Here is a 24,548-nt window from a genome sequence, read left to right as displayed (position 1 = left end):
AGGCCAAGGCACGTGTCGGCGCCTGCCAGCAGTCACGCCTGGCTGAACAGCACCTGCCTGAAAGCCTCAGCAGCCAGGTGAACCTGCACCGCCCAGTCCTGCGCCGCGTCACTGCCAGCATCATCGGAAATGTATTTCAGGCACACGAACGGGATGCCTTCGCCGCGTGCGATCAGCGCCAGCACGTAGGCTTCCATGTCGACCACGTCATAAGGTGCATCGCCATGGTTGATCTCGAAGCTGTCGCCGCTGCCGCAGGTTTCCAGGGCCAGGCCGGGGATTTGCGCCCCATGCTCCAGCACCACCGGGATGTCCGACAGAGGTGTCTGGTAGCGGGCGAAGCCCAGCGGGGTCACGTCCATGTCGCGCTGCACGAAGCGGGTGCAGCACACCACCTCGCCCTTGCCATGGCGCTGGCTGCCGGCCGAGCCGAGGTTGACGATCAGCCTGGGCCGGCGCGCGGCAATGGCCTTGGTCAGGGCGATGGCGGCATTGACCTTGCCGATGCCGGTGAACACGGTGTTGACGTCAGCGAATACATCGCCGGCCTCGGCTTCGAGGGCGAAGACAAACAACGTGTCGTCCAGGGAAATGTCGGGGAATTGCTTGATCAGCATCATGGCGCAGGTGGTTCCGAGTGGCTGCGAAAGGCGCGGCCATTTTCGGCAAACCCCGGCTAATTGCAAGCCCCGGCGGCCACCACGGCCCGTAACGCCTGCGCCCTGCCCAGGCCGGCAGCGCTGGCCTGAGCCAGACATTGCAGTTGCTGGTCGGCATGGGTGCCGTTGCGCAGCAGGCGTTGTGCATGGTGGCAGGCGCGCTCGGCGTCTGCGGTGTCGATCGGCAACTGCTCCTGCAATTGAGCCAACCAACCTTCGGCCGTGACCGGCTGTTGCTCATGCAGGCCAATGAACTCGCCCTGGCGCCCATGACGCATGGCGCGCCAGTAGTTTTCCTGGGTGATCCAGCGCTGTTCGCGGTTGCAGGCCGCCGGGTCATGCCGGTACACGATGCTGTGCTCCACCAGGTGACGAAACAGCGCAGCGATGCACAGCGCGTCCTCCAGCCGCGGGCAGCCATCGCAGATGCGCAGCTCGACCGTGGGGAAGCGCCGCGAAGGCCGGATCGCCCACCAGAAGTCGCCATCCGCGGCCAGCGACCCTGTGCGTTGCAGCAATGCACGGTAGCGCTCGTAGGCGGCCCAATCCGGCAAAGGCTCGGGCAAGCCCATGTGCGGCCACTCCCCGCAAATCACCCGCCGATAGCTCATGTAGCCGGTGCACTGGCCTGCCCACAGCGGGGATGACGCACTCAGCACCAGCAACAGGGGCAACCAGCCCAGTACGCGGTTGATCAATTGCATGCGGTCGCAACCTGGCGGTACGCCCACGTGTACATGCAGGCCGTTGAGCAGGCTGCGCCGCGCCACATGCCGGTAGTCAGCGAACAGTTGCTGGTAGTGCGCCGGGGTAGAAGGTTTCTGCCGCAGCCAGGCGGCATTGGGGTGGCTCGCCGCACCGTACAGGCCCATGCCCTCTTCGGCCAGCGCTGTATTCAGCCGCTGGCGGCTGTGCCGGAAGAACTCGCGTGCCTCGAACAGGTTGGCGAACACCGGCGAGGCCACCTCGATCTGGCTGCGGAACATTTCCTGGGCAAAATGCTGGCCCAAGGTCTCCTTGCACCGCTCCAGCACGGCCGGCGAAGGTGTAGCTGGCACCTGCCCTGTGTCCAGGTTCACCAGCAGGTATTCTTCCTCGATACCGAACGTGCAGGGTCGGGCCATGCTACCTCAGCTGTTGCGGGTAACTGTGAGCACCACCGCGGCGATGCGCTCGACCTGCTCGTAACCGGGTTCGTTCAGTTGCTCGCCGAACACATCCGGGTCGATTTCCCGATACACCCAGGACCATGCCGGGCCCGCCAGGCGCAGGCGAATGGCTTCGAGCAAGGCGTCCCGGCCCTCGACGATCGCCACGCCGGTATACAACAGTAGCGAGCCCCCCGAGCCGAGCCGCTCGCAGGCTTGTTCGACGATCCGCAGCGAAAGCTGCGCGCCGAGCGAACCACCGCCATGCCGATAGGTACGTTCGCTGGCATCGAGCATGTACGGCGGGTTGGCAACGATAAGGTCGAACAGCCCGGTAATGCCGCCGAGCAGGTCACTTGGCTCCACGGACACATTGCTCAGGCCCGCCAATGCCGCGTTGATCGCCGTGTAACGCAACGCGAGCGGGTTGATATCCACGGCGCTGACCTGGGCATGGGGAGCCGCCCGGGCAATCAGCAAGGCGCCGACACCCGTGCCGCAACCGATATCCACGGCATGCTCGACACGCTTCGGCGTGCGTTGCAGGTGATCATGAATGACCTGGGCGAAACGGTAACTGTCGGGGCCGAAAAACACCGCGTCGGATTGTTGGGTGGGGTACGCAGAGTGCACCAGCAACAGGTCGTCGAGCGTGGACCAGCGCACGCGGCTGATCAGCAAATCACCGTGCTCCTCGAGTACCTGGGCCTGCCGCATCTGCTCCAGCTCATCGGCAGAAACCAGTGACGATCGGAACGGACGGTTCCAGCCGAACACATCGCGCACGGTCCTGGCCTGCCCGGCTTCCGGGCGCGCATTCACGCGAGCATGGGTTGCCGGGGTGACGCAAGTGAAGCGGTAGCCGTCGGCGCGCAGGCGCCTGCCTAGTTGCAGCATTGCCTGGTCAGCCTGGATCTGTTGCGGATCGAGCAGCATCAGCGGGTCATCTCCTGAACAAGGCCGGTAGCACGCATATAGCGCCGAGTGGCCAGCAAGCCTTCCGGTGTTGCATGGCGGTTACCGGACATCGTGTCGATCAACGTCTCGATATCGGCGTCCGCGGCAGGAGTCGAAAGCGCATCATCCGATTGCACTTGCACCTCCCAGCTGCCAGGCAGCACGCGGCGCCCCCGGGCTTGCCAACCTGCCGCGATCCAGTCGTGCCATAGTTGTTTTTCATACGCTGTGAACACGCCATACATCGGTGCCGAGGGGCCGTCGATGAGCCCCCACCAGCGGCTGTTGGCGGGTGCTTCACCACGGCGGATCCAGCCCTGCGCCTGCAGGGCCTGCAGAAACGCGGGCATGGCGCCGGGTTCGGCCAGCCATTGGTTGACGGTACGCTTTTGCAGGCGGCAATGGTCGGAATGCATGAACTGGCCAAAATTGCGCTTGTACTCCAGTGCCGACAGCAATTCGGATTCAAGATCGAAGCTGCTGATCAGGCTGGGTGTATCAAGCCCCAGGTCGTTCAAGCGGTACCCACTGCGCACCCGCTGGTAGAACTGGCCAGCTTCGTCGGCCGGGCAGAGTTGGCGTAGCGCCTGGATGGACAGATGCGCATGCCCGCTGGCCGCGTTGTCGATGGTCACGTGAAGCTGGAAATAATGGCCATCGATGCCCAATTCCGCCAGTTCGTAGGTGGTGATCAGCAGATGCAACGGTGGTTGTTCATAGCCCAGGTTGTAGCCGATCAGCTCGGGAAGAAAATCATCGCCGTGGCGCCCCAATGCCAACTGCAAGGCGCCCTGCAGGTAACGCTGGTCGTCCAGTTCTGGCATACCCAGGCAACCCAGCCGGCTCAACAGCCGTTGGTAGATCAGCACATGGTTGCAGCGCGGATCACCGCCGCCCAGTTCTTCCAGGTAGGTGCGAATCAGGCCGTGATAGCGCGGATCGCCCCACTGTCGCAAGGTACTGTGCAGCCATGCCCCGTCCACTGCCTTGGTGGGCGCCACTTGTTGCAGGAACCACAACGCCTGGGCGCGGTTGGCAAAATAGCGCCGCGGCGCGCCTTGGCGGCGTTGCTCGAGGTAACTGGCATAGGCCTCGGCCACCTGGCTTGCATGGCTAGCGCTCCAGGCTTCCAGCTGAGCAGGATCGGCAGGCAGGTCATCCGGCAAACGCTGCGCGCGTGCCAATTGTTCGCTCAGCCACGCCGCGCTCGTGGTGTCGTGGGCCACGAGCAACTTGTGGTAACGCTCCTTCAGGCTTGGCCCATTTGCCGAAGCCGGTATCACCGCGCCGGTCTTGCGGGTCATTACCGTCATGCCGTAGTCCTTGTCCGCGTTTTATTGGCTGGGTTTCTGGCCAGGCATCGGCTCGGGGTCCGGCGCAGGTTGGGGAGCAGGTTTGTCGTCGGGTTGCTGCATCTGCAGCGAAGGTTTGCTTTGGTCGGCATCCTTTGCCGGGTGGTCGTTGTCCCGGTCGAAACAGCCACCCAGCAAGCCAAGCGTGCCCACCAGCGCTATGAGAGGGATCAATCGCATGGGGTTCTCCTCATGTGCAGAATCGCAGTGCCCGATCACCCGGGCACTGCGTAGCCTCACTTACGAACGGCCGCCCTTGCGGCCCGATTCGCTGGTACGGCCACCACCGGATTGCTGGCCGCCCTTGCGCCCAGCTTCGGAGGCTTTTTCGCGGTCATTGGCAAAGTTGCCCGGGTTCTTGTTGCCACCCTGGCTGCCTTGCTGGTTGCCGGTGCGGCTGTTCTCTTTGTTGGCCATGGTCTTAAACCTCGTATGACTTCGGAATGCACGGCATTACCTGCCGTACACCAGTTGGGAGTTCGGTCATTTCGGCGGATTCGGTTTAATGCGAAGCGTTCGGACCAACGGCATTAAATAAGCGGCATCAGCATATTTGGCGCGCCTGTCAGTCGCGCGATGTGGTTTCCAGGCGTGCCTGTCGCCTTCCCAGCAAACCTCCGGTCATCGCCCAGCCCAAGGCAATCAGCGTACCGATCAACATCGCCAGTTGCGGGTATTCGCCCATCACATCCAGCCCCCGCTTGACCCAGCCGCTGAGCGCGTCGCCGCCGCGGTAGACCACGGTGTCGATGAAGTTCTTGGCCTTGTACTTGTCCTCGGCGGGCAGCACGGTGAACAGCATCTCCCGCCCCGGCCGCACCAGCGCGTACTCACCGGCCCGGCGCACCACCATCACCACCACGAACACGGCGAACACCGGGGCCAGTGCCAGCCACAGGAAGCCCGCAGCCATCACCAGCGGCACCGCCACCAGCAGCACGCCCACCCCCAGGCGGCGGGCCAGGCGACCGGTAAGGAACACCTGGGTGAGGATGGCCAAGGCCTGTACCACGGTGTCGATCAGGCCGAACACTTGGGTTTGCCGGGTACGGTCGGTGAAGGTTTCACTGACGATGCGTGCCTGTTCGAAATACAGGAAGGTGCTGACACTGGCGAGCAACACCACGAACAGGGCAATGCCCAGCAGGTAGGGCGAGCGCAGTACGGCAGTGGCACCGGCAAACGGGTTGCCGCCCAGTGGCCGGGAACCTGCCCGCTCGGCTTGCGCCGGCAGTGGATGCCGCGATCGCCAGCGTTGCAGATACAACGTGGCGCCGATGCTGCCCAGCAGCAACGCCGCGGCCAGCACCAGCAACCCGGCATGGCCCAGCGGCGCCACCAGCAGCGTGCCCAGGATGGGGCCACTGAGCCCACCCAGGCTGGCCCCGGCCGCCAGCAGGCCGAACAGGCGCTTGCCTTGCGCGGTGGAAAACAGGTCGGCGAGCACGCTCCAGGCCAGCGAGATGCTCAGCAGGTTGAACACCGACAACCAGATGTAGAAGGCCCGTGCCGTCCACGAAGCTTCCGGGTTGCGGGCAAACAGCACGGCGAACAGCAGCAGGTTGCTGGCGAAGAAGCCGTAGGTCCAGGGCAGGATGTACCTGCGCTGCACCTTGGAGGCCAGCCAGCCAAACAACGGCAGGCACGCCAGGGTGGCGATGAAGGTGCCGGTGAACAGCCATTGCAGGTTGTCCACGCCACCGGCAACGCCCATGGTTTCGCGCACCGGGCGCAGCATGAAATAGCCAGTGAACAACAGGTAGAACAGCAGCAGACCGGCGATCACCGCCGGCCCTTCGCCGGGCTGGATGTTCAGCCCCTGGTCCAGGCGCCGCCGCCAGGCTGCCATGGTGTCAGGCAAACTGCTTGATCAGCGCCTGTTGCTGCGCCTGGGTCAGCAACGGCCCGTGCCCGGCCTTGAGCTGGTCTAGTTGGCGCTCGGGGCGGCTGGTCGCGGGGATGACCGTGGTCACCGCCGGGTGACTGATGGCGAACTTGAGAAAGAGCTGCGCCCAGCTGCCGATACCTGCCTCTGCGGCCCAGCCGGGCAAGGCCTGGTCCTTCACCCGGGCGAACAGGCGGCCATCGTCGAATGCCCGGTTGATCAGCACGGCGACGCCCTTGTCCTGGCACAGCGGCAGCAGTTCGCGGGCGGCGTCGGGGGCATTGACCGAGTAGTTGATCTGGATGAAGTCCAGCGGTTCGCTGCGCACGATGCGGGCGACCTCGTCCTGGCCACTGTTCAGGTAATGGGTGATGCCGACATAGCGGGTCTTGCCCTGCTGCTTCAATTCGCGGGCATAGGGCAGCTGGGTCTGCCAGTCGCGCAGGTTGTGGATCTGCAGCAAGTCGACCTTGTCGGTGCGCAGGCTCTCGAGGCTGCCGGCCCATTGCGCTTCGGCGTCTGCCCGGCTGTCGGCGGCGATCTTGGTGGCGATGAAGCACTGCCGGTGCCAGCCGCCCTCTTCCAGCAGCTGGCCGAGAATGCTGTCGGCGCCGCCGTAGTTGGGCGAGGTGTCGATGACCCGGCCACCGCCTTCGAAGAACGCCTTCAGTACAACTTTCAGCTGCTGGTACTGGGCCGAACCGGCTTGCACTTCGAAACTGCCGGAGGTACCGGCACCGATCACCGGCAGCGCTTCACCGGTGCTCGGCACGTTGCGGGTCAGCAAGCCCGCCGGGGCAGCGGCGTGCAACCAGGGGCTGGCGGCCAGCAAGCCCAAGGTAGCACCCGCACGTAGGACATCACGACGTGCGTACATGGAAAAGCTCCCGTCACGAAGCGGAAACTTTCAAGGCTAGCCGCTGTACCCCGCTGCGTCCGGTGTTTCTGTATCTGGATGTTTAGCGATCAGGCTTGCAGCAGCAGGCTCAGGTCGACACCCGTCTCGCTCATGGGCGGGCACCAGTAGTAACCACCGGTCAGTGGCCGGCTGAAGCGGTACAGGCCGTCGATGATGCCGTCCTCCAGGCCGCTCATGCGCCGCAGCTGCACCTCGAACGCATCGAAGCTGTGGCCCAGGGCCACGAAGGCCAGGCCAGCGCCACGTTGGTCTGCCCAGGCCACCGAACGACGGACGATGAACGCTTCTGGTTCGAAGCTTTCCTGGGCCGTGCGCTTGACGTGGGCGGACTCGGGGGCGTCGTCGAGCTCTTCGTTGTCGCTGAGGCGGCGGCCGATGATGTTGTCCTGGTCGGCCTGGGGCAGCGACTTGAAGTACTCCAGGTCGTGCTTCCACAACTGGAACGCGGCAAAGCTGGAGCCATCGGCGCCAATGGCCGCTTGCACGGCCTCTTCGTCCACCGGGTTTTCGGTGCCGTCCTCATAGCCGGTCAGGTCATGGCCGCCACGGTGCAGGAAGCCGTCGACGCTGTCGGCCAGGCGCAGGGCCGGTGCCAATGCCAGCTCCAGGGCCTGGGCCCGCAGCAGCAAGTCGCCGCGCTCGTTGCCGCGCAGCCACAGCCACAGGGCGTGTTGGGTGCTGGGGTTCTCCACTGCAGCATCCAGCTGCGGGAAGGCGCGCAAGCCAGGTACTTCACGGCCCAGGGCCTTGGCCAGCGGGGCGCCGACACCCAGGATCAGCTGTTCGCCATCGACCTGCGGCAGCAAGGCATCCAGGGCAGCAGGCAGGGCCTCGGGCGACTGCAGGGTGAAGAACAGGTGACGGGCGTGGGCCGGCACCGGGGTGGCAAGCAGACCTTGCTGGAACGGCATGACAGGCTAATCCTCGGTAAAAACCGGAATGCTACTGCGCCTGCAGGCCTACTGCAACGCGGCATACAGCCTCGCTGGCCGCTGCGCTTGGTAACAAACGGTTACCAAGGGCTGGCGCTTTGCAATTAGCTATCAATCAGTGCCGACCTACACTGCTCGGGATCCTTCGCCCGAGAGACCGCCCATGACAGCCTCACCTTTGCTCACCGCCTTTCTGCCGCTGGCCCTGGGCATCATCATGCTCGGCCTCGGGTTATCGCTGACCCTGGCCGACTTCGCCCGCGTGGTGAAATACCCCAAGCCGGTGGTGGTAGGCCTGGTTTGCCAGATCCTGCTGCTGCCGCTGGTGTGCTTCCTGATTGCCAACGGCTTTGGCCTGGAGTCGGCCCTGGCGGTGGGGTTGATGCTGCTGGCCGCCTCGCCTGGAGGCACCACGGCGAACCTTTTCAGCCACCTGGCCCATGGCGATGTGGCGTTGAATATCACCCTGACGGCGGTCAACTCGCTGATCGCGATCCTGACCATGCCACTGCTGGTGAACCTGTCGCTGAGCTGGTTCATGGCATCGGACCAGGCCATACCGCTGCAATTTGCCAAGGTGATGCAGGTGTTCGCCATCGTCCTGCTACCGGTGGCGCTGGGCATGCTGGTTCGCCGCTTCGCACCCGCTTTTGCCGCGCGCATGGAGAAGCCGATGAAGCTGGTGGCCGCGTTGTTCCTGGCGTTCACCATCGTCCTGGCGCTGGCCAAGGACTGGCAGACCGTGGTTGCGTACGCGCCGGTGGTGGGCCTGGCCGCGCTGCTGTTCAACCTGCTGAGCCTGAGCGTGGGCTACTGGGTGCCGCGCCTGTTGAACATTCCCAAGCGCCAGGCGATTGCCATCGGCATGGAGATCGGCATCCACAATGGCACCTTGGCGATTGCCCTGGCATTGAGCCCTTCGCTGCTGAACAACGCCACCATGGCGGTGCCGGCGGCGCTGTACAGCCTGATCATGTTCTTCACCGCGGCGGCGTTTGGCTGGTGGGTGAGCCGCGGGCATGTGGCGGCGCAGCCCAAGGGTGAAACCGTCAATTGAAGGTGCCGCCTGTGGCCCTATCGCCGGCAAGCCAGCTCCCACAGGTACGGTGCAGGGCTGAAGGCTGGCGCTGTCCTTGTGGGAGCCGGCTTGCCGGCGATAGGGCCGGTACAGGTTTTTACAACTGGCTGCGCTTACGCCGCAACTGCTGTTTCAGCACCTTCAACGGCGGTGCATAGAAAAACCCGAACGACACACTCCCCGTGCGCCCCTTCACCGCGTGATGCAACCGGTGCGCGCGATGCAAACGCTTGAGGTAGCGGTTGACCGGCCGTGGCTTGCGTGGCCAGTGCCGATGAAAGAACCCGTCGTGAGCCACGACATACAGCACGCCATACCCCGCCACCCCGCCGCCCACCCACTGCAAGGGCGCATAACCACCCTTGCCCAGAGCCACCAGCAGCGTGGCAATCAGCCCCAGGGCCACCAGGTACAGGTCATTGGTTTCGAGCATGCCCAGTTGCGGCTCATGGTGCGAGCGGTGCAGCCACCAGCCCCAGCCATGCATGATGTACTTGTGAGCCAGCGTGCCAACGCCCTCCATGGCCACCAGGGTGCCGAACAGCACGGCGAGATTGAACAGCATGGAACGGTCCGGGGGATGGCGAGGGAAGGCGCAAGGGTACCGATTGCCGGCGTTTTTTTCCATGCAGGCGTGACCGGTTGACGAAAGGTGTAAGCTCGGTGCGCTGCAATTGCAGCCGCAGGTGCTGGCGGCAGACCAGGACGTACAAAACTTGAAAAGGACAGATTGATGCGCATCCGCCCTACCCTTGAGCGCGATATTCAATGGCTCCCGGACGTCGAGCGCTCGGCGGCCCAGGCCTTTGCCGCCCGGCCGGCGCTGGCATGGCTGGCGCAAGGAGATGTGATGGACTGCGGCACCCATCAGGCATTTGTCGAAGCTGGCGGTAGCTGGGTGGCCGAGGGGGCGGATGGGCGCATTCTGGGGTTTGCCTGTGTCCGGTTCGAGGATCAGGCGCTGCATCTTCATGAAATTTCGGTGCGCCGGGAGGCTCAGGGGCAAGGTGTCGGGCGCAAGCTGCTGCAGCAGGTGGCCGATGCGGCGCGCCAGGCGGGGGTGAGGGAGTTGACCTTGACCACCTTTGCCGATGTGCCGTGGAATGCGCCGTTCTATGCGCGGTTTGGGTTTGAGGTGATTGATGAGGGGCTGCTGGATGCACGCTTGCAGCAGATTCTGGCCGACGAGCGTGCCCATGGGCTTGCGGGCCGTTGTGCGATGCGCCTTGGCGTAGATAATTAGACCCCGGGGCTGCTTTGCAGCCCATCGCCGGCAAGCCAGCTCCCACAGGGACCGCGCCGTGCCAAAGAGATGCACATTACCCGTGGGAGCTGGCTTGCCGGCGATGGGGCCGGTACAGGCAACCCGGGGCCTTCATTCTTCTACACCCGCCACCGAACTTTCTGCCACACGATACCCATCCCGCCCCTGGCGCTTGGCCTGGTACAGCGCCGCATCCGCTGCCGCCATCAGGCGCTCGGCCGTCACTCCCTCCCGCGCCAGGTCACCCACGGCAATCCCCGCACTGAACGACACCCGCCCCAGTGGGCTGCCCGCATGCTCCAGCGGCTGCCGACGCAACAGCTGTTGCACTTCCTGCATCAGCAGTTCCGCCCCGCGAACATCGGTATCAGGCAGCAGCAATGTGAACTCCTCGCCGCCATAGCGTACAGCCAGGTCGGCCGGCCGCTTCAGTGCCTGCTGCAGCACCTCGGCAAAGCGCCGCAGACACTGGTCGCCCGCGGGGTGCCCGTATCGGTCGTTGTAGGCCTTGAAGTAATCCAGGTCGAGCATCACCAGCGCCAGCGGATAGCCCTGGCGTCGCGCCCGGCGCAGCTCCGGCTCGAACACTGCATCCAGCCGCCGGCGGTTACCCAGGCCGGTCAGGCTGTCGGTCAGTGCCAGGGCCTTCAGGGTCTGGTGTGCCTGGTGCAGCGCCCGTTCGATGACGATACGCTCGCGCAACTGGCGCAACACCACGCCACCAAAGGCCGCCAGCCCCACCAGCAACAGCAGCAAGACCGCCACCGACTTGATCGCATCGTGTCGCCAGGGCGCAACGATCGACTCCCGCGACAAGCCCGCCTCCACTACCAACGGGTAGCTGCCCAGTGCGCGAAAGCCATACAGCCGTGGCGTGCCGTCCACCACGGCGACCGCCTCGGCCACCCCTTCGCTTGCATACGGCAGGTGCTTGCGGAAGATCTCGCTGCTGCTCAGGCTGCGGCCCACCACCTGCTCGACGAACGGCCGCCGTACCAGGATGGTGCCGTCGCGCTTGGCCAGCACCAGCGCGCCACGTTCATCGATCTTGAAGTCGCCGTAGTAGCGCACGAACCACTCCACCTTGATGGTTCCCAGCAACACCCCGGCGAAGCTGCCATCGGCATATTGCAGGCGCCGTGAAATGGGGATGATCAGGTCGCCAGTGGAACGGCTGCGCACCACCGAACCGATGTGTACCCCACGGTCGGTATGGTCGCGGTGGTAGATGAAGTAGTCGCGGTCGGCATTGTTGGCATTGGGCGGGACTACCGCCTGGTCGGTCACGATCCAGCTGCCATCCGGGCCATACACGAACAACCCGTGCAACTGCGGCATGATGCTTTTCTGCTGCACCAGCAAGGTATGCAGACGCGGCCGGTCGATGTGCTCGAAGCCGTCGCCTTCCAGGCGCTCGGCCAGCGCCGCGGTAATTGCGTCGACCTGGCGGATGGCGTCTTCGGCATGCTGCGCCGTGGCCCGGGCCAGGTTGGTGACCATGTTTTCGGCGTTGGTGAAGGCGTGCCGGTAGTCGCGCCAGATACGCCAGCCTTCCACCACGACGAAGGCCAGCATCACCACCAGCATGAACGCCAGTACCAGGCGGAACAGCGCCACGGCGCGGCCCTCGCCTGTTATCGCGAAGAACCCGTCTTCATCCTGTTTCCTGGCTGCACACATTGAAATCCCTAGCCATACCGCGTTCGCCGCCTTTCACTATAGTTCAGCACCACCTGGGCGCAGCCGGCCAGGAAAAAGATTAAACCTTTGCCGCCCATTCACCCTCAACCGTACGCGACACTGAGGTCGCGCCACGGTTTAAGGAGTGAAGCATGAGCAGTCTCTTCATCAAGCGCGTCGGTTTTTCGATGGTGTTGGGCCTGGCATCGGTACACGCGATGGCGGCGAGTTCCGATGACTTCGTCGAAGCGGCCACCGAGGCCGGTATTGCCGAAGTGGTCACTGGCAAGCTGGCTCTGGAAAAAACTCAGAATGCCGAAATCAAGACCTTCGCCCAGCAGATGGTCACCGACCACACCCAGGCCAATCAGAAACTCGGCGACATCGCTCGCAAGCTCGATATATCCGTACCTGATGAGGCGGCAATAACCGACAAGGTCAAGAAAATGATCCTGGAATGGCGGGAGGAGTCGTTCGACAAGTCTTACGTCAACAACCAGGTCGACGCTCACGAAAAGGCGGTGGAGTTGTTCAAGAAGGAAGCGGCATCGTCCGACAAGGCTGAATTGAAGGCCTTTGCCAGCGAAACCCTGCCCAAACTCGAACAGCATCTGGAGCATGCCAAGGCGCTTCAGGCCAAACACGGCAAGTGAGGCCCGCCATGAGTAACGATGCATTGAAAGCCGAAGTGCTGACTCGCCTGCTGCACGCTCACCCCCAGGGGCTGGGCAAGGAAGTGCTGGACAACTACCGGGGCGAGAAAGCCGTGGCCGGCATGCTCAAGACGCTGCAGGAGGCCGGCTTGATCCAGGATGGCAGCGTGGCGGTGAGCAGCGACCATCAGATCAGCGTGAACTACCCCATCAAGCTCTCGGCTGCGGGCGTGGAGGCAGCCAGGCAGGCAGAGCCCTGAGTCAAGCGAGCGTAGCTTTCCTGGCCAAGGGCTCAAGACAGCCCGCCCTAAGCAGTACCGTGTTGATCGCGGGGGCCGCTGAGCGGCCCCTTTGCGACAAATGCCACCTTCACGGGGATTTTTCGACGTCCCGCGGTGGCTTGGCGGGCCCTTGAGGGTCGACTTGCGGATCCTCCACATCTGGCGAATCGGGGTCGAAACCCAAATCCTGGCGTTTGTTCGCCTGCTCGGACGAATGGGGCCCTTGGGGATGTTTTTCTGGCTGTTGTGGTTCAGGCATGAGGCTATCTCCGGTGAGTGTCTAGGGAAGAAATCACCGGTCAGGAAAAGTTTGATTAATCTGTATCCACCGCTAGCTGGGCACGGCATTGAACCAACGCTGCATCACGTTGCTTCAGTTGCTCCTCGAGTTGCTGCAGTTGGCGAGCCTGTTCCGTGCACAAGTCGCGCCTGGCCTCCAGGCTCTGTGCCTGTACATCCAGCTGCCGACGCATTTCCTCGCTGGCACCCTGCGCCTGGGCCAGGATCGTGCGCAAGCCCTGGATCTGTGCATCACGCTGTTCCAGCAATTCATCCTGCGCCCTGCAGGCGCTGGCAGCCTGGCGATGCTCACCCAGCAAACGCTCGTTGTCGCGGTGCAGGCGGGTCAGCTCGTCCTGCTTGACGATCATGCCCTGCTGCAACTGGCGCACTTCCACCTGCAACTGTTGCAGCTGCGCCTCGTGGCGGCGCTGTTCCTGTTCACGCTGTTCGCGGCTGGCGTTGCGGTAATGCTCCAGCGCGTCGCGGGCATGACGGTGCTTGTCTTCCAGTGACTTGACCTGCTCGTCCTTGTCGGCCAGGCGCACCTGCAGCTCGCCCAGCGACTGGTTGAGGCTGGCACTGCGCAGCTGTTCGGCTTGAAGGGTGCTTTGGGTGGAGAGCAATTTCTCCGATTCGGCCGCCAGCGCGGCCACGTCGATCTGATGCTGCTGATGCGCCGCAGCCAGTGCCTGCTGGGCAATCGCCAGTTGCGCCTCCAGTTGTTCGCGCTGTCGAGTGAAGGTGCTTTCGGCCTGCTCGATCTTCAGGTCGGCTTCGTCCTGCAACTGGGTAGCCAACTGCCCGACCATTCGGCTCAGCACGTCGCTCAGCGCAATGCCGCCCTCAGCGGCCACAGGCTGCTGACCGTTCAACTCTTTCAGGTAGCGGTGAATCGTGGTCTTGGAGCCGGTGTTGCCCAGTTCGATACGTATGGCATCGATGCTGGGGTTCTCGCCACGGGCAATCAGCGCCTGACGCGCCTGCTGCACTACAACCTTGTTGATACCGCCCCGGGCCATGCTTGCTCCTACGATTTTGTAACGTGTTATGTACCATGTAATTACGTACCAATTATGGAGAAAGGTCATTGCCCATGCAAACATTTCCTATGGTGGAATAATCACGGCTTATCGCATGTAAGTGGTTCATGAACGCCGCGCAAGGGAATAAAACAGTACGCCAGACAGCAAAACGCCCCGCTCGGCTTCAAGCCGGCGGGGCGCTGCAAAAGCTGACGCAGGGAGCGTCAGGTGTAGTGTTCGACCCTGGCAGGCGTTCTACGCATCAGCACCTTGCCGTTGCGTACCGACACCAGCGCATGCCCCTGGCTGCGCACCATTTCGTAATCGTCCGGCGCCGACAGCAGCAACAGGTTGGCCGGCCGCCCCACTTCGATACCGTAGCGCTCGCCCAGGTTCAGGGTGCGGGCGCTGTTGTCGGTGATCAGGTCCAGGCAGCGCTGCAGGTCTTCGTAGCCAAGCATGTGGCAGATGTGCAGGCCGGCCTCGAGAATACGCAGGATGTTGCCATTACCCAGCGGGTACCAAGGGTCGACGATGGAATCCTGGCCAAAGCACACGTTCATCCCGGTCCGGTCAAGCTCGGCCACGCGGGTGACGCCGCGGCGTTTCGGGTAGTTGTCGAAACGCCCTTGCAGGTGAATGCTCTCGGTCGGGCAGGACACGAAATTGATACCCGACTGCTTGAGCAGGCGGAACAGCTTGTAGCAGTAGGCATTGTCGTACGAGCCCATGGCCACGGTATGGCTGGCTGTCACCCGGGCCCCCATGCCGCGCACCCGCGCCTCTTCGGCCAGCACTTCAAGGAAGCGCGACTGCGGGTCGTCGGTCTCGTCGCAATGCACGTCCACCAGGCAGCCGGCACGCTCGGCCAGGTCCATCAGGAACTTGACCGACGATACGCCCTGGTCGCGGGTGTTCTCGAAATGCGGGATGCCGCCAACCACATCGGCACCGATGGCAACCGCTTCGGCCATCAGCGCCCGGCCATTGGCATAAGACTCGATACCCTCCTGGGGGAAGGCGACGATCTGCAGGTCGAGCAGGTGGCGCACTTCGTCACGCACTTCGACCATGGCCTTGAGCGCAGTCAAGGTGGGGTCGGTGACATCGACATGGGTACGCACATGCTGGATGCCATGCTCCACCAGCATGCCGATGGTCTTTTTCGCGCGGTTCTTGATGTCGTCGTGGGTGGTGATCGCCTTGCGCTCGGCCCAGCACTCGATGCCTTCGAACAGGGTGCCGCTCATGTTCCAGCGCGGCTCGCCGGCGGTCAGCGTGGCGTCCAGGTGGATGTGCGGTTCGATGAAGGGCGCTACCACCAGGTTTTGCACGGCATCCAGGTCATCGGCAGCGCGCGTCGCCACCCCTTCGGCCTGGGGCACGATGGCGGCGATGCGTTCGCCGCTGAGCTCGATGCGGAACAGGCCGGGCTTGCCGCGCAGGCGTGCGTTGATGATGTTCATGATGCTTCTCCCTGGGCTTTGCGGGTGGCCCTACCAGCATAGTGGCCCAAGCGTTGTGGTATTTGCTACTGGCCCTATCGCCGGCAAGCCAGCTCCCACAGGTAAACCACAGCCCTGAAGTCTGCGCAGTACCTGTGGGAGCTGGCTTGCCGGCGATAGGGCCGGCGCAGGCAGCAAATCAGGCTCCGTCCAACCCCATCTGCCAGAAGTCCGCCTCCAGGCTGGACGCCTGGCCGAAAATCCCCACCAGTTCAGCAAACCGTTGCTCGGTCATGCTCCGCGCTGCCAGCTCGTCCAGATGCTTGCGCGCCGCGGTGGCGACACCCTGGTAGCCTTCACCGGCATACTCGGCGATCCACTCGCGGTACGGGTGATTGCTCAGATCGCCAATGCGCTCGGACAACGCCCGGCCAATCTCGGCGTAGCCGATCACGCAAGGCGCCAAGGCCACATGCAACTCCAGCAGGTCACCCGCGGCACCGCAGTCCAGCACATAGCGGGTATAGGCAACCGTGGCCTGGTGTTCTGGCGCGGCCTCGATATCAGCCTGGGTCAGGCCCCAGCGTGCGCACAGGCGCAAGTGCAGCTCGGTTTCATCCAGAATCGCCGCCAACCCGGCCTGCGCGGCGCGGATGTCGGCCGGGCGTCGGCTCTTGTAGGCGGCCAGCGCCCAGGCGCGGGCGAACTGGATAAGGAACAGGTAATCCTGTACCAGATAGGTGCGGAAGGCGGCTTCGCTCAGCGTACCCTCGCCCATCTGGCGCACGAATTCGTGGTCGACATAGCTGTTCCACTGCGGCGTGGCGGCAGCCTTGAGGCGGTCGAAGATATCCATGCTCATTTGTCCTCCGGGTAGACGGCATCGAAGAAGGCCAGCTCCAGCGCCACGGTGCGCTGGTAGAAGTCAGCCGCCAGCGCGGCTTCCTGCGGGCCGACGCGGTCGAGTTCGGCTTGCAGGAAGGCAACGAAGTCCTGGAATGCCGGGTTGTCGTGCAGGGTGATCCATTCGGCGTGGACGAAGTTGTCCGGCATCGGCTTTGGCGCCTTCAGCGCCCAGTCCAGGTACAGGCCTTCGGCGACGTTGAGCACCGCCAGCGCGGCCGCATAGGACCGGGTGGCCGCCGCTTCGCGCATGATCGCCTTGAAGCCTGCGGTTGGCACAGTGTCGGCCGGTTCGCTGCGTTGCGCGGGGCTTACCCCCAGGGCCTCGAAGGCGCGCAGGAAGTAGGTGTTCTCGTCACTGGAGATCATCCCGGCAAAGCGCCCGAAGCGCAGGCGCGCCTCGAAGGTGTCGGCGGTGGCGATGGCCGCGCCCAGCAGGGTCAGGAAGCTGTCGAGGAAGCGGTGGTCCTGCACCAGGTAGTCGACCATGATCGGGTCCGGCAGGCTGCCGTCGCACAATTGGGTGACGAAGCGGTGGCCAACGGCCGCCGACCAGGTCGGCTCGCTGCGGCGGCGCAGGGACTGGCTGAAGCGTTCGGTCATGTTGCTGTCCTTGATGGGGGTGACAGCGAGACCGCGATGGTTGGCATGGACGGGCCTCGCAGTGAGGCCGGCAAAAAGGCAGGTTTCAAGTCCCATCCCTTCGCCGGCATGATCCGGATCAGGTTCGAAGGGTCACCGCGCTGCAGCATCCAGCGGTTTCTCAGCCCGATGCCGGGCTCCCCTTGGTGGCGCTCAGGTATACCCCAGGGCGCCGCTGCTGTCACCACCCAATCTGTGGGCAATGGGTGACCCACTAGTGGGGCCCCTCACCCATTTTTGACGCAATGGCATTTAGCGCACATCAGGCGCCACAAGGATTTGTTTAGAAACACATTCCTCGCATTTGGGTTGGCACAGCCGTTGCTCCAGCCCCAGAAACGGGCAAAACGCCACTGATGGCTGAAAGCCATAAGGCCGCGAGCGAGGCATAAGGCAATGAAAACACCTGCCGTGATCCACCCTGCCAGGCATGCATTCCAGCTGTCCACCCTCACCACGCTGATGCTCGGCCTCGGGCTGGTCACGGCTACCGCCGCTCCCCTCGACGACAACAGCATGCCACCGCCGACCGACCCGTCGGCCTACACCGACCAGCCAGCCGACCCGACCCAGGCCTTGCTGGACCTGTTCAACATGCCGCCGGCCAACCAAGGTTCGCTGGAGCTGACCAATGGCGTGTATGGCGACCGCGACACGGTACGCGCCAACAACGTGTTGCCACCGGCCCTGCAAACCGACAACAAATACCCCACCAATGGCAAGCCCAGCCCGCTGTTCGGGGCATTGCCGTTTACCCAGCAGCTACTGCTGTTCGAGGAGTTCGGCACGGAGAAACTCGACCCCACGTTGCCGCAGCCGCCCCTGACCTTCCCGGTGCCCACCCTGGGCGCAGCACCGGCGCAGGACCCCAACGTGGTGGCGCGCAGCGGCCCTAGCGGCACGGCCCTGGAAGCCTTCCTCAAACAGCCGGGCCTGTACCCCTTCCCGACCCAGTATTCCAACGTGCTCGACCGCAACCCGTGGAAGGCGCAGATCGAGATGTTCCTCAACCGCCAGCCGGTCGGCTCCCCGGCGGAAGGCCGGCCACCAGGAAAAGGCTGGTCGCACCAGCGCTGGAACGAGTTCTACCCGCAGGCGGGCTTCAAGACCGCCCAGGCCGGCGCGCGCATCAACCTCGGCCTGCGTGACCGCAAGCAACTGCACAACTATGCAGTTGGCGAGTTCGCCCCGGGCGGCCTGTACTACCAGACCTCTGACATCCCGAACACGCTGGGCACCACCAAGGGCATCGACACCCGCTTCCATCCGAAGATGCCCCTGCAAAACCACAAATCGGTATGGACCTTCGACGGCACCTTCCCACCCAAGTTGCTGATGGTGCGCTATGGCCAGCCGATCCTGATGCGCCATTACAACGCCCTGCCGATCGACCCTGCGGCCAACAACGGCTTTGGCCTGCACACCCTTTCCACTCACGAGCACAACGGCCACTCACCAGCCGAGAGCGACGGCTTCGCCAACGCCTACTTCTTCCCTGGGCAGTACTACGATTACCGCTGGCCGTTGCAACTGGCTGGTTACGACACTATCAACACCCGCGCCCAGGACCCGCGCGCGGCGTTCCCCTGCTCGCCGGGTGAAACCCTGTTCGTCAATGACGCCTCGCCAGGCCTGAAAACCTGCCAGAACGGCAGCATCAAGATCCGTGGTGACTGGCGCGAAACCATGAGCACCCACTGGTTCCACGACCACATGCTGGATTTCACGGCGCAGAACGTCTACAAAGGCAACGCCGTGATGATGAACTACTACAGTGCCCTGGACCGCGGCAACGAGGCCCTGCAGGATGGCGTCAACCTGCGTTTCCCCAGCGGTTCGGGCATGCCGTGGGGCAACCGCGACTACGACGTCAACCTGGTGATCGCCGACAAGGCCTGGGATGCCAACGGCCAGCTGTGGTTCAACCCGTTCAACACCGACGGCTTCCTCGGCGACCAGATACTGGTCAACTGGCAGTACCGGCCCACGCTCAAGGTACGCGCGCGCAGCTACCGCTTCCGTATCCTCAATGGCTCGGTGTCGCGCTACTTCAAGTTCGCCGTGGTGCGTGAAATTGCCGGTACCAGTGGCGAGTTCAAAGGCCCGACCGGCTCCAACCTGTCGTATGCGCGGGTGCCGTTCCACATGATCGCCAACGACGGCAACATCATGGAACACACCGTGCCGTTCGACGGGACGATGGACCTCAACGGTGACGGCAACCTGCAGGACAACAACGGTATCCTGCCGCTGCAAGGCATCGCCGAGCGCTACGACATCATCATCAACTTCGCCAAGAACGGCATCAAGGTCGGCGACAAGCTGTACTTCGTCAACCTTGAGGAACACCAGAGCGGCAAGGGCCCGGAAGGCGCCATCTCGCTGGCCGACGTGCTGTCGGAAAAGTACAAGCCAGTGATCAAGCAGACCAGCAAAGGCCCACGCTGGGAAAACGGCGACCCGGGGATCGGCAAGTTCCTGCAGCTTGTGGTACAGCCCTACAGCGGCCAGGACCTGAGCATGAACCCGGCAGCCTATGAACCGGCCAAACCGGGCAAGGCCGCAGGCATGAAGATGCTGCCGCTGCCGATCGACCGCAACTCTGCCACCGACCAGGCCAAACTCAAGGCTGCCCGCCACCGCGAGTTCATCTTCGGTCGCTCCGACGGCACCGACACCCAGCCCTGGACCATCAAGACCGATGGCGGCTTTGGCTACAGCATGGACCCACGGCGCATCAGCGCGGCGCCACAGCTGGCCCAGCAGTCCACCGATGCCGGCTTCAGCGGCGACGGTACCCTGGAAGTGTGGAAGATCATCAACGGCGGCAATGGCTGGAGCCACCCGGTGCATGTGCACTTCGAGGAAGGTGTGGTGCTCAGCCGCGACGGCAAGGCACCGCCAGAATGGGAAAAATGGGCGCGCAAGGACGTGTATCGCATCGGGCCGGACATCGATTCTTCGGAAGAAGTGGAAGTGGCGATCCGCTTCCGCGAGTTTGCCGGTACCTACATGGAACACTGCCACAACACCCAGCATGAAGACTCGTCGATGCTGCTGCGCTGGGACCTGGAGCACCCAGGCCAGTTCCAGGTGATGCCGACCCCGCTGCCAGGCTGGGATGGCGTGGAGTACGTCGCTTCGGTTGGCCTGCCGACCTTCCGCACCAAAGACCATGACGACGACGACGCGGCCAACAAACCGCCAGTCGCGGCCAACGACAGCGCGGCTACCACGGCCGGCAAGCCGATCACCCTGAACGTGCTGGCCAACGATACCGACCCGGAAGGCAACCTGCCGCTGACCGTCGTCGGCCTCAGCCAGCCGGACTCCGGCCAAGGCAATACCAGCACCGATGGCACCAAGGTGACCTACACCCCGCCGGCCACTGTCACCACGCCGTTCACCGCCAGCTTCAACTACTCGGCGCGTGACGCCAAGGGCGCCGAATCGGTAGCACCGGCCACGGTCAGCATCGCGGTAGGCTCGGCAGCGGTGGTCGACCAGATCCAGGTCACCAGTGCCACGGTACAGGTGCTCAGCAGCAACCGTTTCACCTGGGAAATTGCTGGCACTACCTCGGTGGCCACAGGCAACAGCATCACTGTGGCCGCGGCCACTACCGGCGGCCCGGTGAACCTGGGCACCGCCACGATGACCGCCACGGGCAGCGGTGCCAGCTGGCGGTTGGTGGCAACCACGTCCGGCTACGGCCCGGCCACGCCGGCGACGGTGACCGTGAAGTCGGCGCTGGGGCAGAGCGTGACCGCGCCAGTCAGATACAAGTGAGGGTAAAGCGGGGGCCGCCATGCGGCCCATCGCAGGCAAGCCATGTGCAGTCCCTGTGGGAGCTGGCTAGCCGGCGATGGGCTGCATGGCAGCCCCGATCCCGTTATCGACGAGGACCGCATCATGTCCGGCTCATGGCGTTTCCTGCTAGTGCTCTCGCTGTTCGCCGCCAGCATCCCGTTCTGGCCGCTGCAACCGCAGCAACCCGTGGCCGAGGAAGCTGCAACGCCCTGGGGTGCCGACTACTTCCCCAACATCCCGCTGCTCACCCAGGACGGTGAAAAGGTGCATTTCTTCGACGACCTGATCAAGGACAAGGTCGTCGCCATCAACTTCATCTTCACCGGCTGTTCCGATTCCTGCCCGGTGGAAACCGCCCGCCTGCGCCAGGTGCAGAAAATCCTCGGTGACCGGGTCGGCAAGGACATCTTCCTCTACTCCATCAGCATCGACCCCTACAACGACACCCCCGCCACCCTCAAGCGCTACGCCGAAAAGTTCGGTATCGGCCCCGGCTGGACGCTGCTCACCGGCGAGCCAGCCGATATCGAACAATTGCGCCGCAGCCTGGGCCTGTACATCGATGGCCTGGAAAACGGCCGCTCAAAAGACCACAACCTCAGCCTGATCATCGGCAACCAGGCCACCGGCCGCTGGATGAAAGCCTCGCCCTTCGAAAGCCCGTACATCCTCGCCGACCGCCTGGGCAACAGCCTGCACAACTGGAAACAGGCCAGCGCCATGGCCAACGACTACGCGCAGGCTCCCGAGGTGCGCGCCCCCAGCAGTGGCGAGCAGCTGTTCCGTACCCGTTGCTCGTCCTGCCACACCCTGGGCAACGCCGAACCAGGGCAGCCCGGCATCGGCCCCGACCTGCTGGGCGTGACCCGCCAGCGTGATGCCAGCTGGCTGACCCGCTGGCTGAAGGAGCCCGACCTGATGCTGGCCCAGAAAGACCCCTTGGCCATGCTGCTGTACGAACAATACAACCGCGTGGCCATGCCCAACATGCGCCTGGGCGATACCGAAGTCAGCGCGCTGATGAGCTACATGGAGGAAGAAACCGCGCGCCTGCAGACGCCGCTGGCCGATAAGGGAAATCCTTAGAGGCAATTAGCCATTAGTCATTAGGCTGTCATCTTACTGTCGTATTTTTCGACCATCACCCAGGGTCGGGAACTATCAGCAGTGATTCGCCGTTCGCTTTCATCCGCCAGCCTTCTGCGGCTGCTGATCCTGATGCTCTGTGCAGCCACCCTGGCCTTTCTCTGGGGGCTGCACGTTTCGCAGAAGGCCGCCGCCCGCCAGGACGCGCTGTCGGCCAAGGCCGCCGAGCACCTGAACCTGGCCAGTATCGTCGGCGAAAGCCTGCGCCAGCTGGTGGATCGTGCCCAGGCCGTGGGCCGGGTCACCCAGGACGACATGAAGGTGCTGCGCCAGGGCAGCGCAAGCCTGGCGCGGATGCTTGCCGAAGACCCGGTCTTCAAGCGCATGAGCCTGTACGACCGGCAAGGCCGGCTGTTGTCGGCCAGCCATGCCGACGAAGCCGCCGAGCTGCCCGAAGACTGGTTGCGCCAGCTGCAGCGGCACGTTGCCCGCTACGGTTTCAAACCGTTCCTGCCCAGCGTGCAGCCCGCCGGCCAACCGGCCACCCTGCCCAACTGGCACCTGCCCTTCCTGCTGCCGCTGACCAACCTGCCCGGCCGCGAAATCGACAATATCCTGGTGGTGCAGCTGGATATCGGCTACCTGGCGGTGCTGCTACAGCACATCGACCTGGGCAGCAGCGGGCTGGTGCGCCTGCTGCAGGATGACGGCCTGGAGCGGTTGCGCATCGATAGCAGCGGCGTGGTGGTGGCCGGCGACGCCCTGCTGCCCGGGCTGCCGGACAGCGGCAGTGAAGCAGGCATGCTGACCCAGTACGCAGCCGGCGACCCGTACCAGAGCCTGTACCGGCGCCTGCCCGAGCGGGGTTTCAGCGTGGTGGTCAGCCAGCGCCAGGACGAAATCCTCGCGCCTTCGACGCTGGCCTATTCCCGGCAGTTCTGGCTGAACCTGAGCATGACCCTGATGATCCTCGCCAGCCTGCTGTGGACCTTGCGCCTGTTGCGCAAGCGCCAGGAGGCCTTCAACGCGCTGGAACAGGCGCAGCAGGTCAACCAGCAGTTGATCGGCCGCCTCGAGGACGAACACCGGCGCAGCAGCCATGCCGCGGCCACCGACCACCTCAGCGGCCTGCACAACCGGCGCCAGTTCGTCGAGGTGGCCAGCCAGGCGCTGACCCGGCAACGCGGCAAGCGCCGGCTGATGGCGATCCTGTTCATCGATATGGACCGTTTCAAGTCGATCAACGACTCGCTCGGGCACAAGATCGGCGACCTGCTGCTGCAGGCCGTGGCCGGGCGTATCCAGCGTCTGCTGGAGCCAGGCGACGAGGCTTCGCGCTTTGGTGGCGACGAGTTCGTGGTGCTGCTGGCCGGCGAGCGCAGCGAGGAACAGATCAATGCCTGGGTCCGTGTACTGGTGCAGAAGCTGTCGGCCACCTACGCGCTGGACGGCCAGGAGGTCAACACCAGCCCCAGCGTGGGCGTGAGCATCTGCCCGCGCGATGGCCAGGACATCGACAGCCTGATCCGCAGTGCCGATGCCGCGATGTACTCGGCCAAGCAGGCCGGGCGCGCCCAGTACCGTTTCTTCGACCCGTCGCTGAACCTGGCCGACATCCACGCCTTCACCCTCGAACAGGCCTTCGGCAGCGCCCTGGCCGAGCGCCAGTTCGTGCTGCACTACCAGCCACAGATCCGCCTCGACACCCAGCAGGTGCTGGGCTACGAAGCGCTGGTGCGCTGGGACCACCCCGAGTTCGGCCTGCTGTACCCGGACCGGTTCATTGACCTTGCCGAGCGCAGCGGTTTCATTGTCGAACTGGGCTGGGAGGTGCTGCGCCTAGCCTGCGAGGCCTTGTCGGGTTGGCACGCCCAGGGCCGGGAGACTCGGCTGGCGGTCAATGTATCCGCCCTGCAGCTACGCCAGGCGGACTTCGCTGCACGGCTATTGAGCAAACTGCAGCAGTACGCCATCGCCCCGCAGCAGCTGGAGCTGGAAATCACCGAAACCACCATCCTCGACCCCGAAGGCACGGCGGTGGCGCACCTGCACACCCTGCGCGACGCTGGCCTGGGCATCAGCCTGGACGACTTCGGCCGCGGCTATGCCGGCTTCGCCCACCTGCACTCGCTGCCGCTGAGCAAACTGAAGATCGACCGCTCGCTGATTGCGCCGCTGTCCAACAGCCACGACGACAGCCCGATCGTGTCGTCCACTATCATCCTTGCCAAACGCCTGGGCCTGGAAGTGGTGGCCGAAGGCGTGGAAACCCGCGAACAAGTGGTGTGCCTGAAGCTTGCCGGCTGCGATATCGCCCAGGGCTACCACTTCAGCCGGCCGCTGTCGCCGGCGCAGTTGCGTGACTACCCGCTCTTCAACGGTGTCGAGGACAAGGCCTGCGTGTAACGCAAGCCAGATTGGGGCTGCTTCGCAGCCCATCGCGACACAAGGCCGCTCCCACATCTATGGTCCTCCCAGTTTCTGCAATACTGAATCTGGATGCGTAGTTGGCTTGCCGCAATCTATTCGGCGTCGAAGGGTTAAGGTTCG

The 24,548-nt window shown here is 64.0% G+C and carries 22 protein-coding genes, 1 pseudogene and 1 riboswitch; of the genes and pseudogenes, 7 read left to right on the top strand and 16 right to left on the bottom strand.

The genetic code is table 11. From position 1 onward, the window contains the following. Positions 1 to 32 precede the first annotated feature (32 nt). From CAG44_RS17195 to CAG44_RS17155, 9 genes and pseudogenes are all read right to left on the bottom strand, one after another. Positions 33 to 620, bottom strand: a complete 588-nt coding sequence (locus CAG44_RS17195; protein ID WP_085615705.1) for a nucleosidase — start codon at positions 618 to 620, stop codon at positions 33 to 35. A gap of 56 nt (positions 621 to 676) precedes the next feature. Then, positions 677 to 1,783, bottom strand: coding sequence for a carboxylate-amine ligase (locus CAG44_RS17190; protein WP_085692586.1), 1,107 nt, complete (start codon positions 1,781 to 1,783; stop codon positions 677 to 679). A 6-nt stretch (positions 1,784 to 1,789) separates the two neighbouring features. Beyond that, positions 1,790 to 2,743: a class I SAM-dependent methyltransferase gene (locus CAG44_RS17185; RefSeq protein WP_085692585.1), complete on the bottom strand. Its 954-nt coding sequence runs from the start codon at positions 2,741 to 2,743 to the stop codon at positions 1,790 to 1,792. Then, positions 2,743 to 4,077 (bottom strand): iron-containing redox enzyme family protein, encoded by a 1,335-nt coding sequence (locus CAG44_RS17180; RefSeq protein ID WP_085692584.1) that lies wholly within the window; start codon positions 4,075 to 4,077, stop codon positions 2,743 to 2,745. Before CAG44_RS17180 ends, CAG44_RS17185 begins: the two co-directional genes overlap by 1 nt. A gap of 21 nt (positions 4,078 to 4,098) precedes the next feature. Further along, positions 4,099 to 4,296 (bottom strand): hypothetical protein, encoded by a 198-nt coding sequence (locus tag CAG44_RS17175; protein WP_085589645.1) that lies wholly within the window; start codon positions 4,294 to 4,296, stop codon positions 4,099 to 4,101. A gap of 60 nt (positions 4,297 to 4,356) precedes the next feature. Continuing rightward, positions 4,357 to 4,476, bottom strand: a pseudogene (locus CAG44_RS17170) (general stress protein); the annotation flags it as partial. A gap of 205 nt (positions 4,477 to 4,681) precedes the next feature. Continuing rightward, on the bottom strand, positions 4,682 to 5,965 hold the full coding sequence (locus CAG44_RS17165; protein WP_085692583.1) for an NTP/NDP exchange transporter: 1,284 nt from the start codon (positions 5,963 to 5,965) through the stop codon (positions 4,682 to 4,684). Between the two features lie 4 nt (positions 5,966 to 5,969). After that, positions 5,970 to 6,878 carry an aldo/keto reductase gene (locus CAG44_RS17160; protein WP_085692582.1) on the bottom strand — a complete coding sequence of 303 codons (909 nt, stop codon included), beginning with the start codon at positions 6,876 to 6,878 and terminating at the stop codon, positions 5,970 to 5,972. A gap of 89 nt (positions 6,879 to 6,967) precedes the next feature. Beyond that, positions 6,968 to 7,831 (bottom strand): Dyp-type peroxidase, encoded by an 864-nt coding sequence (locus CAG44_RS17155; protein WP_085615693.1) that lies wholly within the window; start codon positions 7,829 to 7,831, stop codon positions 6,968 to 6,970. A 184-nt stretch (positions 7,832 to 8,015) separates the two neighbouring features. Here CAG44_RS17155 and CAG44_RS17150 point away from each other — a divergent pair, with 184 nt between their 5' ends. Next, positions 8,016 to 8,909 (top strand): bile acid:sodium symporter family protein, encoded by an 894-nt coding sequence (locus CAG44_RS17150; protein WP_025339072.1) that lies wholly within the window; start codon positions 8,016 to 8,018, stop codon positions 8,907 to 8,909. Between the two features lie 118 nt (positions 8,910 to 9,027). On the opposite strand, the gene CAG44_RS17145 is transcribed toward CAG44_RS17150, so the two are convergent. Beyond that, the gene (locus CAG44_RS17145; RefSeq protein ID WP_085589635.1) at positions 9,028 to 9,495 is read right to left on the bottom strand and encodes a sterol desaturase family protein; all 468 of its coding nucleotides are present in this window, start codon (positions 9,493 to 9,495) and stop codon (positions 9,028 to 9,030) included. Positions 9,496 to 9,663: 168 nt separating this feature from the next. Here CAG44_RS17145 and CAG44_RS17140 point away from each other — a divergent pair, with 168 nt between their 5' ends. Next, positions 9,664 to 10,173, top strand: a complete 510-nt coding sequence (locus tag CAG44_RS17140) for a GNAT family N-acetyltransferase (protein ID WP_085692581.1) — start codon at positions 9,664 to 9,666, stop codon at positions 10,171 to 10,173. Between the two features lie 132 nt (positions 10,174 to 10,305). On the opposite strand, the gene CAG44_RS17135 is transcribed toward CAG44_RS17140, so the two are convergent. Next, positions 10,306 to 11,874, bottom strand: a complete 1,569-nt coding sequence (locus CAG44_RS17135; protein ID WP_085692580.1) for a sensor domain-containing diguanylate cyclase — start codon at positions 11,872 to 11,874, stop codon at positions 10,306 to 10,308. Positions 11,875 to 12,026: 152 nt separating this feature from the next. Between CAG44_RS17135 and CAG44_RS17130 the strand changes: the two genes are divergently transcribed. Continuing rightward, positions 12,027 to 12,527, top strand: coding sequence for a DUF4142 domain-containing protein (locus tag CAG44_RS17130; protein WP_085692579.1), 501 nt, complete (start codon positions 12,027 to 12,029; stop codon positions 12,525 to 12,527). 8 nt (positions 12,528 to 12,535) lie between these two features. Continuing rightward, on the top strand, positions 12,536 to 12,787 hold the full coding sequence (locus tag CAG44_RS17125) for a hypothetical protein (RefSeq protein WP_085692578.1): 252 nt from the start codon (positions 12,536 to 12,538) through the stop codon (positions 12,785 to 12,787). Between the two features lie 109 nt (positions 12,788 to 12,896). Here the strand turns inward: CAG44_RS17125 and CAG44_RS29165 are convergent, their stop codons facing one another. The 5 genes from CAG44_RS29165 to CAG44_RS17105 form a co-directional block, all read right to left on the bottom strand. After that, positions 12,897 to 13,067 (bottom strand): DUF6021 family protein, encoded by a 171-nt coding sequence (locus tag CAG44_RS29165; RefSeq protein WP_238066344.1) that lies wholly within the window; start codon positions 13,065 to 13,067, stop codon positions 12,897 to 12,899. A 55-nt stretch (positions 13,068 to 13,122) separates the two neighbouring features. Then, positions 13,123 to 14,109, bottom strand: coding sequence for a DNA-binding protein (locus CAG44_RS17120; protein ID WP_085692577.1), 987 nt, complete (start codon positions 14,107 to 14,109; stop codon positions 13,123 to 13,125). 227 nt (positions 14,110 to 14,336) lie between these two features. Further along, complete coding sequence (gene codA, locus CAG44_RS17115) at positions 14,337 to 15,578, bottom strand: cytosine deaminase (protein ID WP_085589625.1); 1,242 nt, start codon at positions 15,576 to 15,578, stop codon at positions 14,337 to 14,339. A gap of 178 nt (positions 15,579 to 15,756) precedes the next feature. Beyond that, on the bottom strand, positions 15,757 to 16,419 hold the full coding sequence (gene tenA, locus CAG44_RS17110) for a thiaminase II (RefSeq protein WP_084785179.1): 663 nt from the start codon (positions 16,417 to 16,419) through the stop codon (positions 15,757 to 15,759). Then, the gene (locus tag CAG44_RS17105) at positions 16,416 to 17,063 is read right to left on the bottom strand and encodes a TenA family protein (protein ID WP_085589623.1); all 648 of its coding nucleotides are present in this window, start codon (positions 17,061 to 17,063) and stop codon (positions 16,416 to 16,418) included. Before CAG44_RS17105 ends, tenA begins: the two co-directional genes overlap by 4 nt. 78 nt (positions 17,064 to 17,141) lie before the next feature. Continuing rightward, a riboswitch (TPP riboswitch) is annotated at positions 17,142 to 17,256 on the bottom strand. Positions 17,257 to 17,498: 242 nt separating this feature from the next. Here CAG44_RS17105 and CAG44_RS17100 point away from each other — a divergent pair. The 3 genes from CAG44_RS17100 to CAG44_RS17090 all read left to right on the top strand — a co-directional run bounded on the left by CAG44_RS17100 (position 17,499) and on the right by CAG44_RS17090 (position 24,404). Continuing rightward, complete coding sequence (locus CAG44_RS17100) at positions 17,499 to 20,891, top strand: Ig-like domain-containing protein (protein WP_085692576.1); 3,393 nt, start codon at positions 17,499 to 17,501, stop codon at positions 20,889 to 20,891. Between the two features lie 123 nt (positions 20,892 to 21,014). After that, positions 21,015 to 21,998 carry an SCO family protein gene (locus tag CAG44_RS17095; RefSeq protein WP_085615673.1) on the top strand — a complete coding sequence of 328 codons (984 nt, stop codon included), beginning with the start codon at positions 21,015 to 21,017 and terminating at the stop codon, positions 21,996 to 21,998. Positions 21,999 to 22,079: 81 nt separating this feature from the next. Then, complete coding sequence (locus CAG44_RS17090) at positions 22,080 to 24,404, top strand: bifunctional diguanylate cyclase/phosphodiesterase (RefSeq protein WP_085692575.1); 2,325 nt, start codon at positions 22,080 to 22,082, stop codon at positions 24,402 to 24,404. Positions 24,405 to 24,548: the final 144 nt, after the last annotated feature.

The sequence above is a fragment of the Pseudomonas sp. B13(2017) genome (genome assembly GCF_002113245.1).
Classification (GTDB): domain Bacteria; phylum Pseudomonadota; class Gammaproteobacteria; order Pseudomonadales; family Pseudomonadaceae; genus Aquipseudomonas; species Aquipseudomonas putida_Z.
The sequence above is the reverse complement of the archived record's forward strand: the minus strand, read 5'-3'. Positions and strand labels throughout refer to the sequence as shown.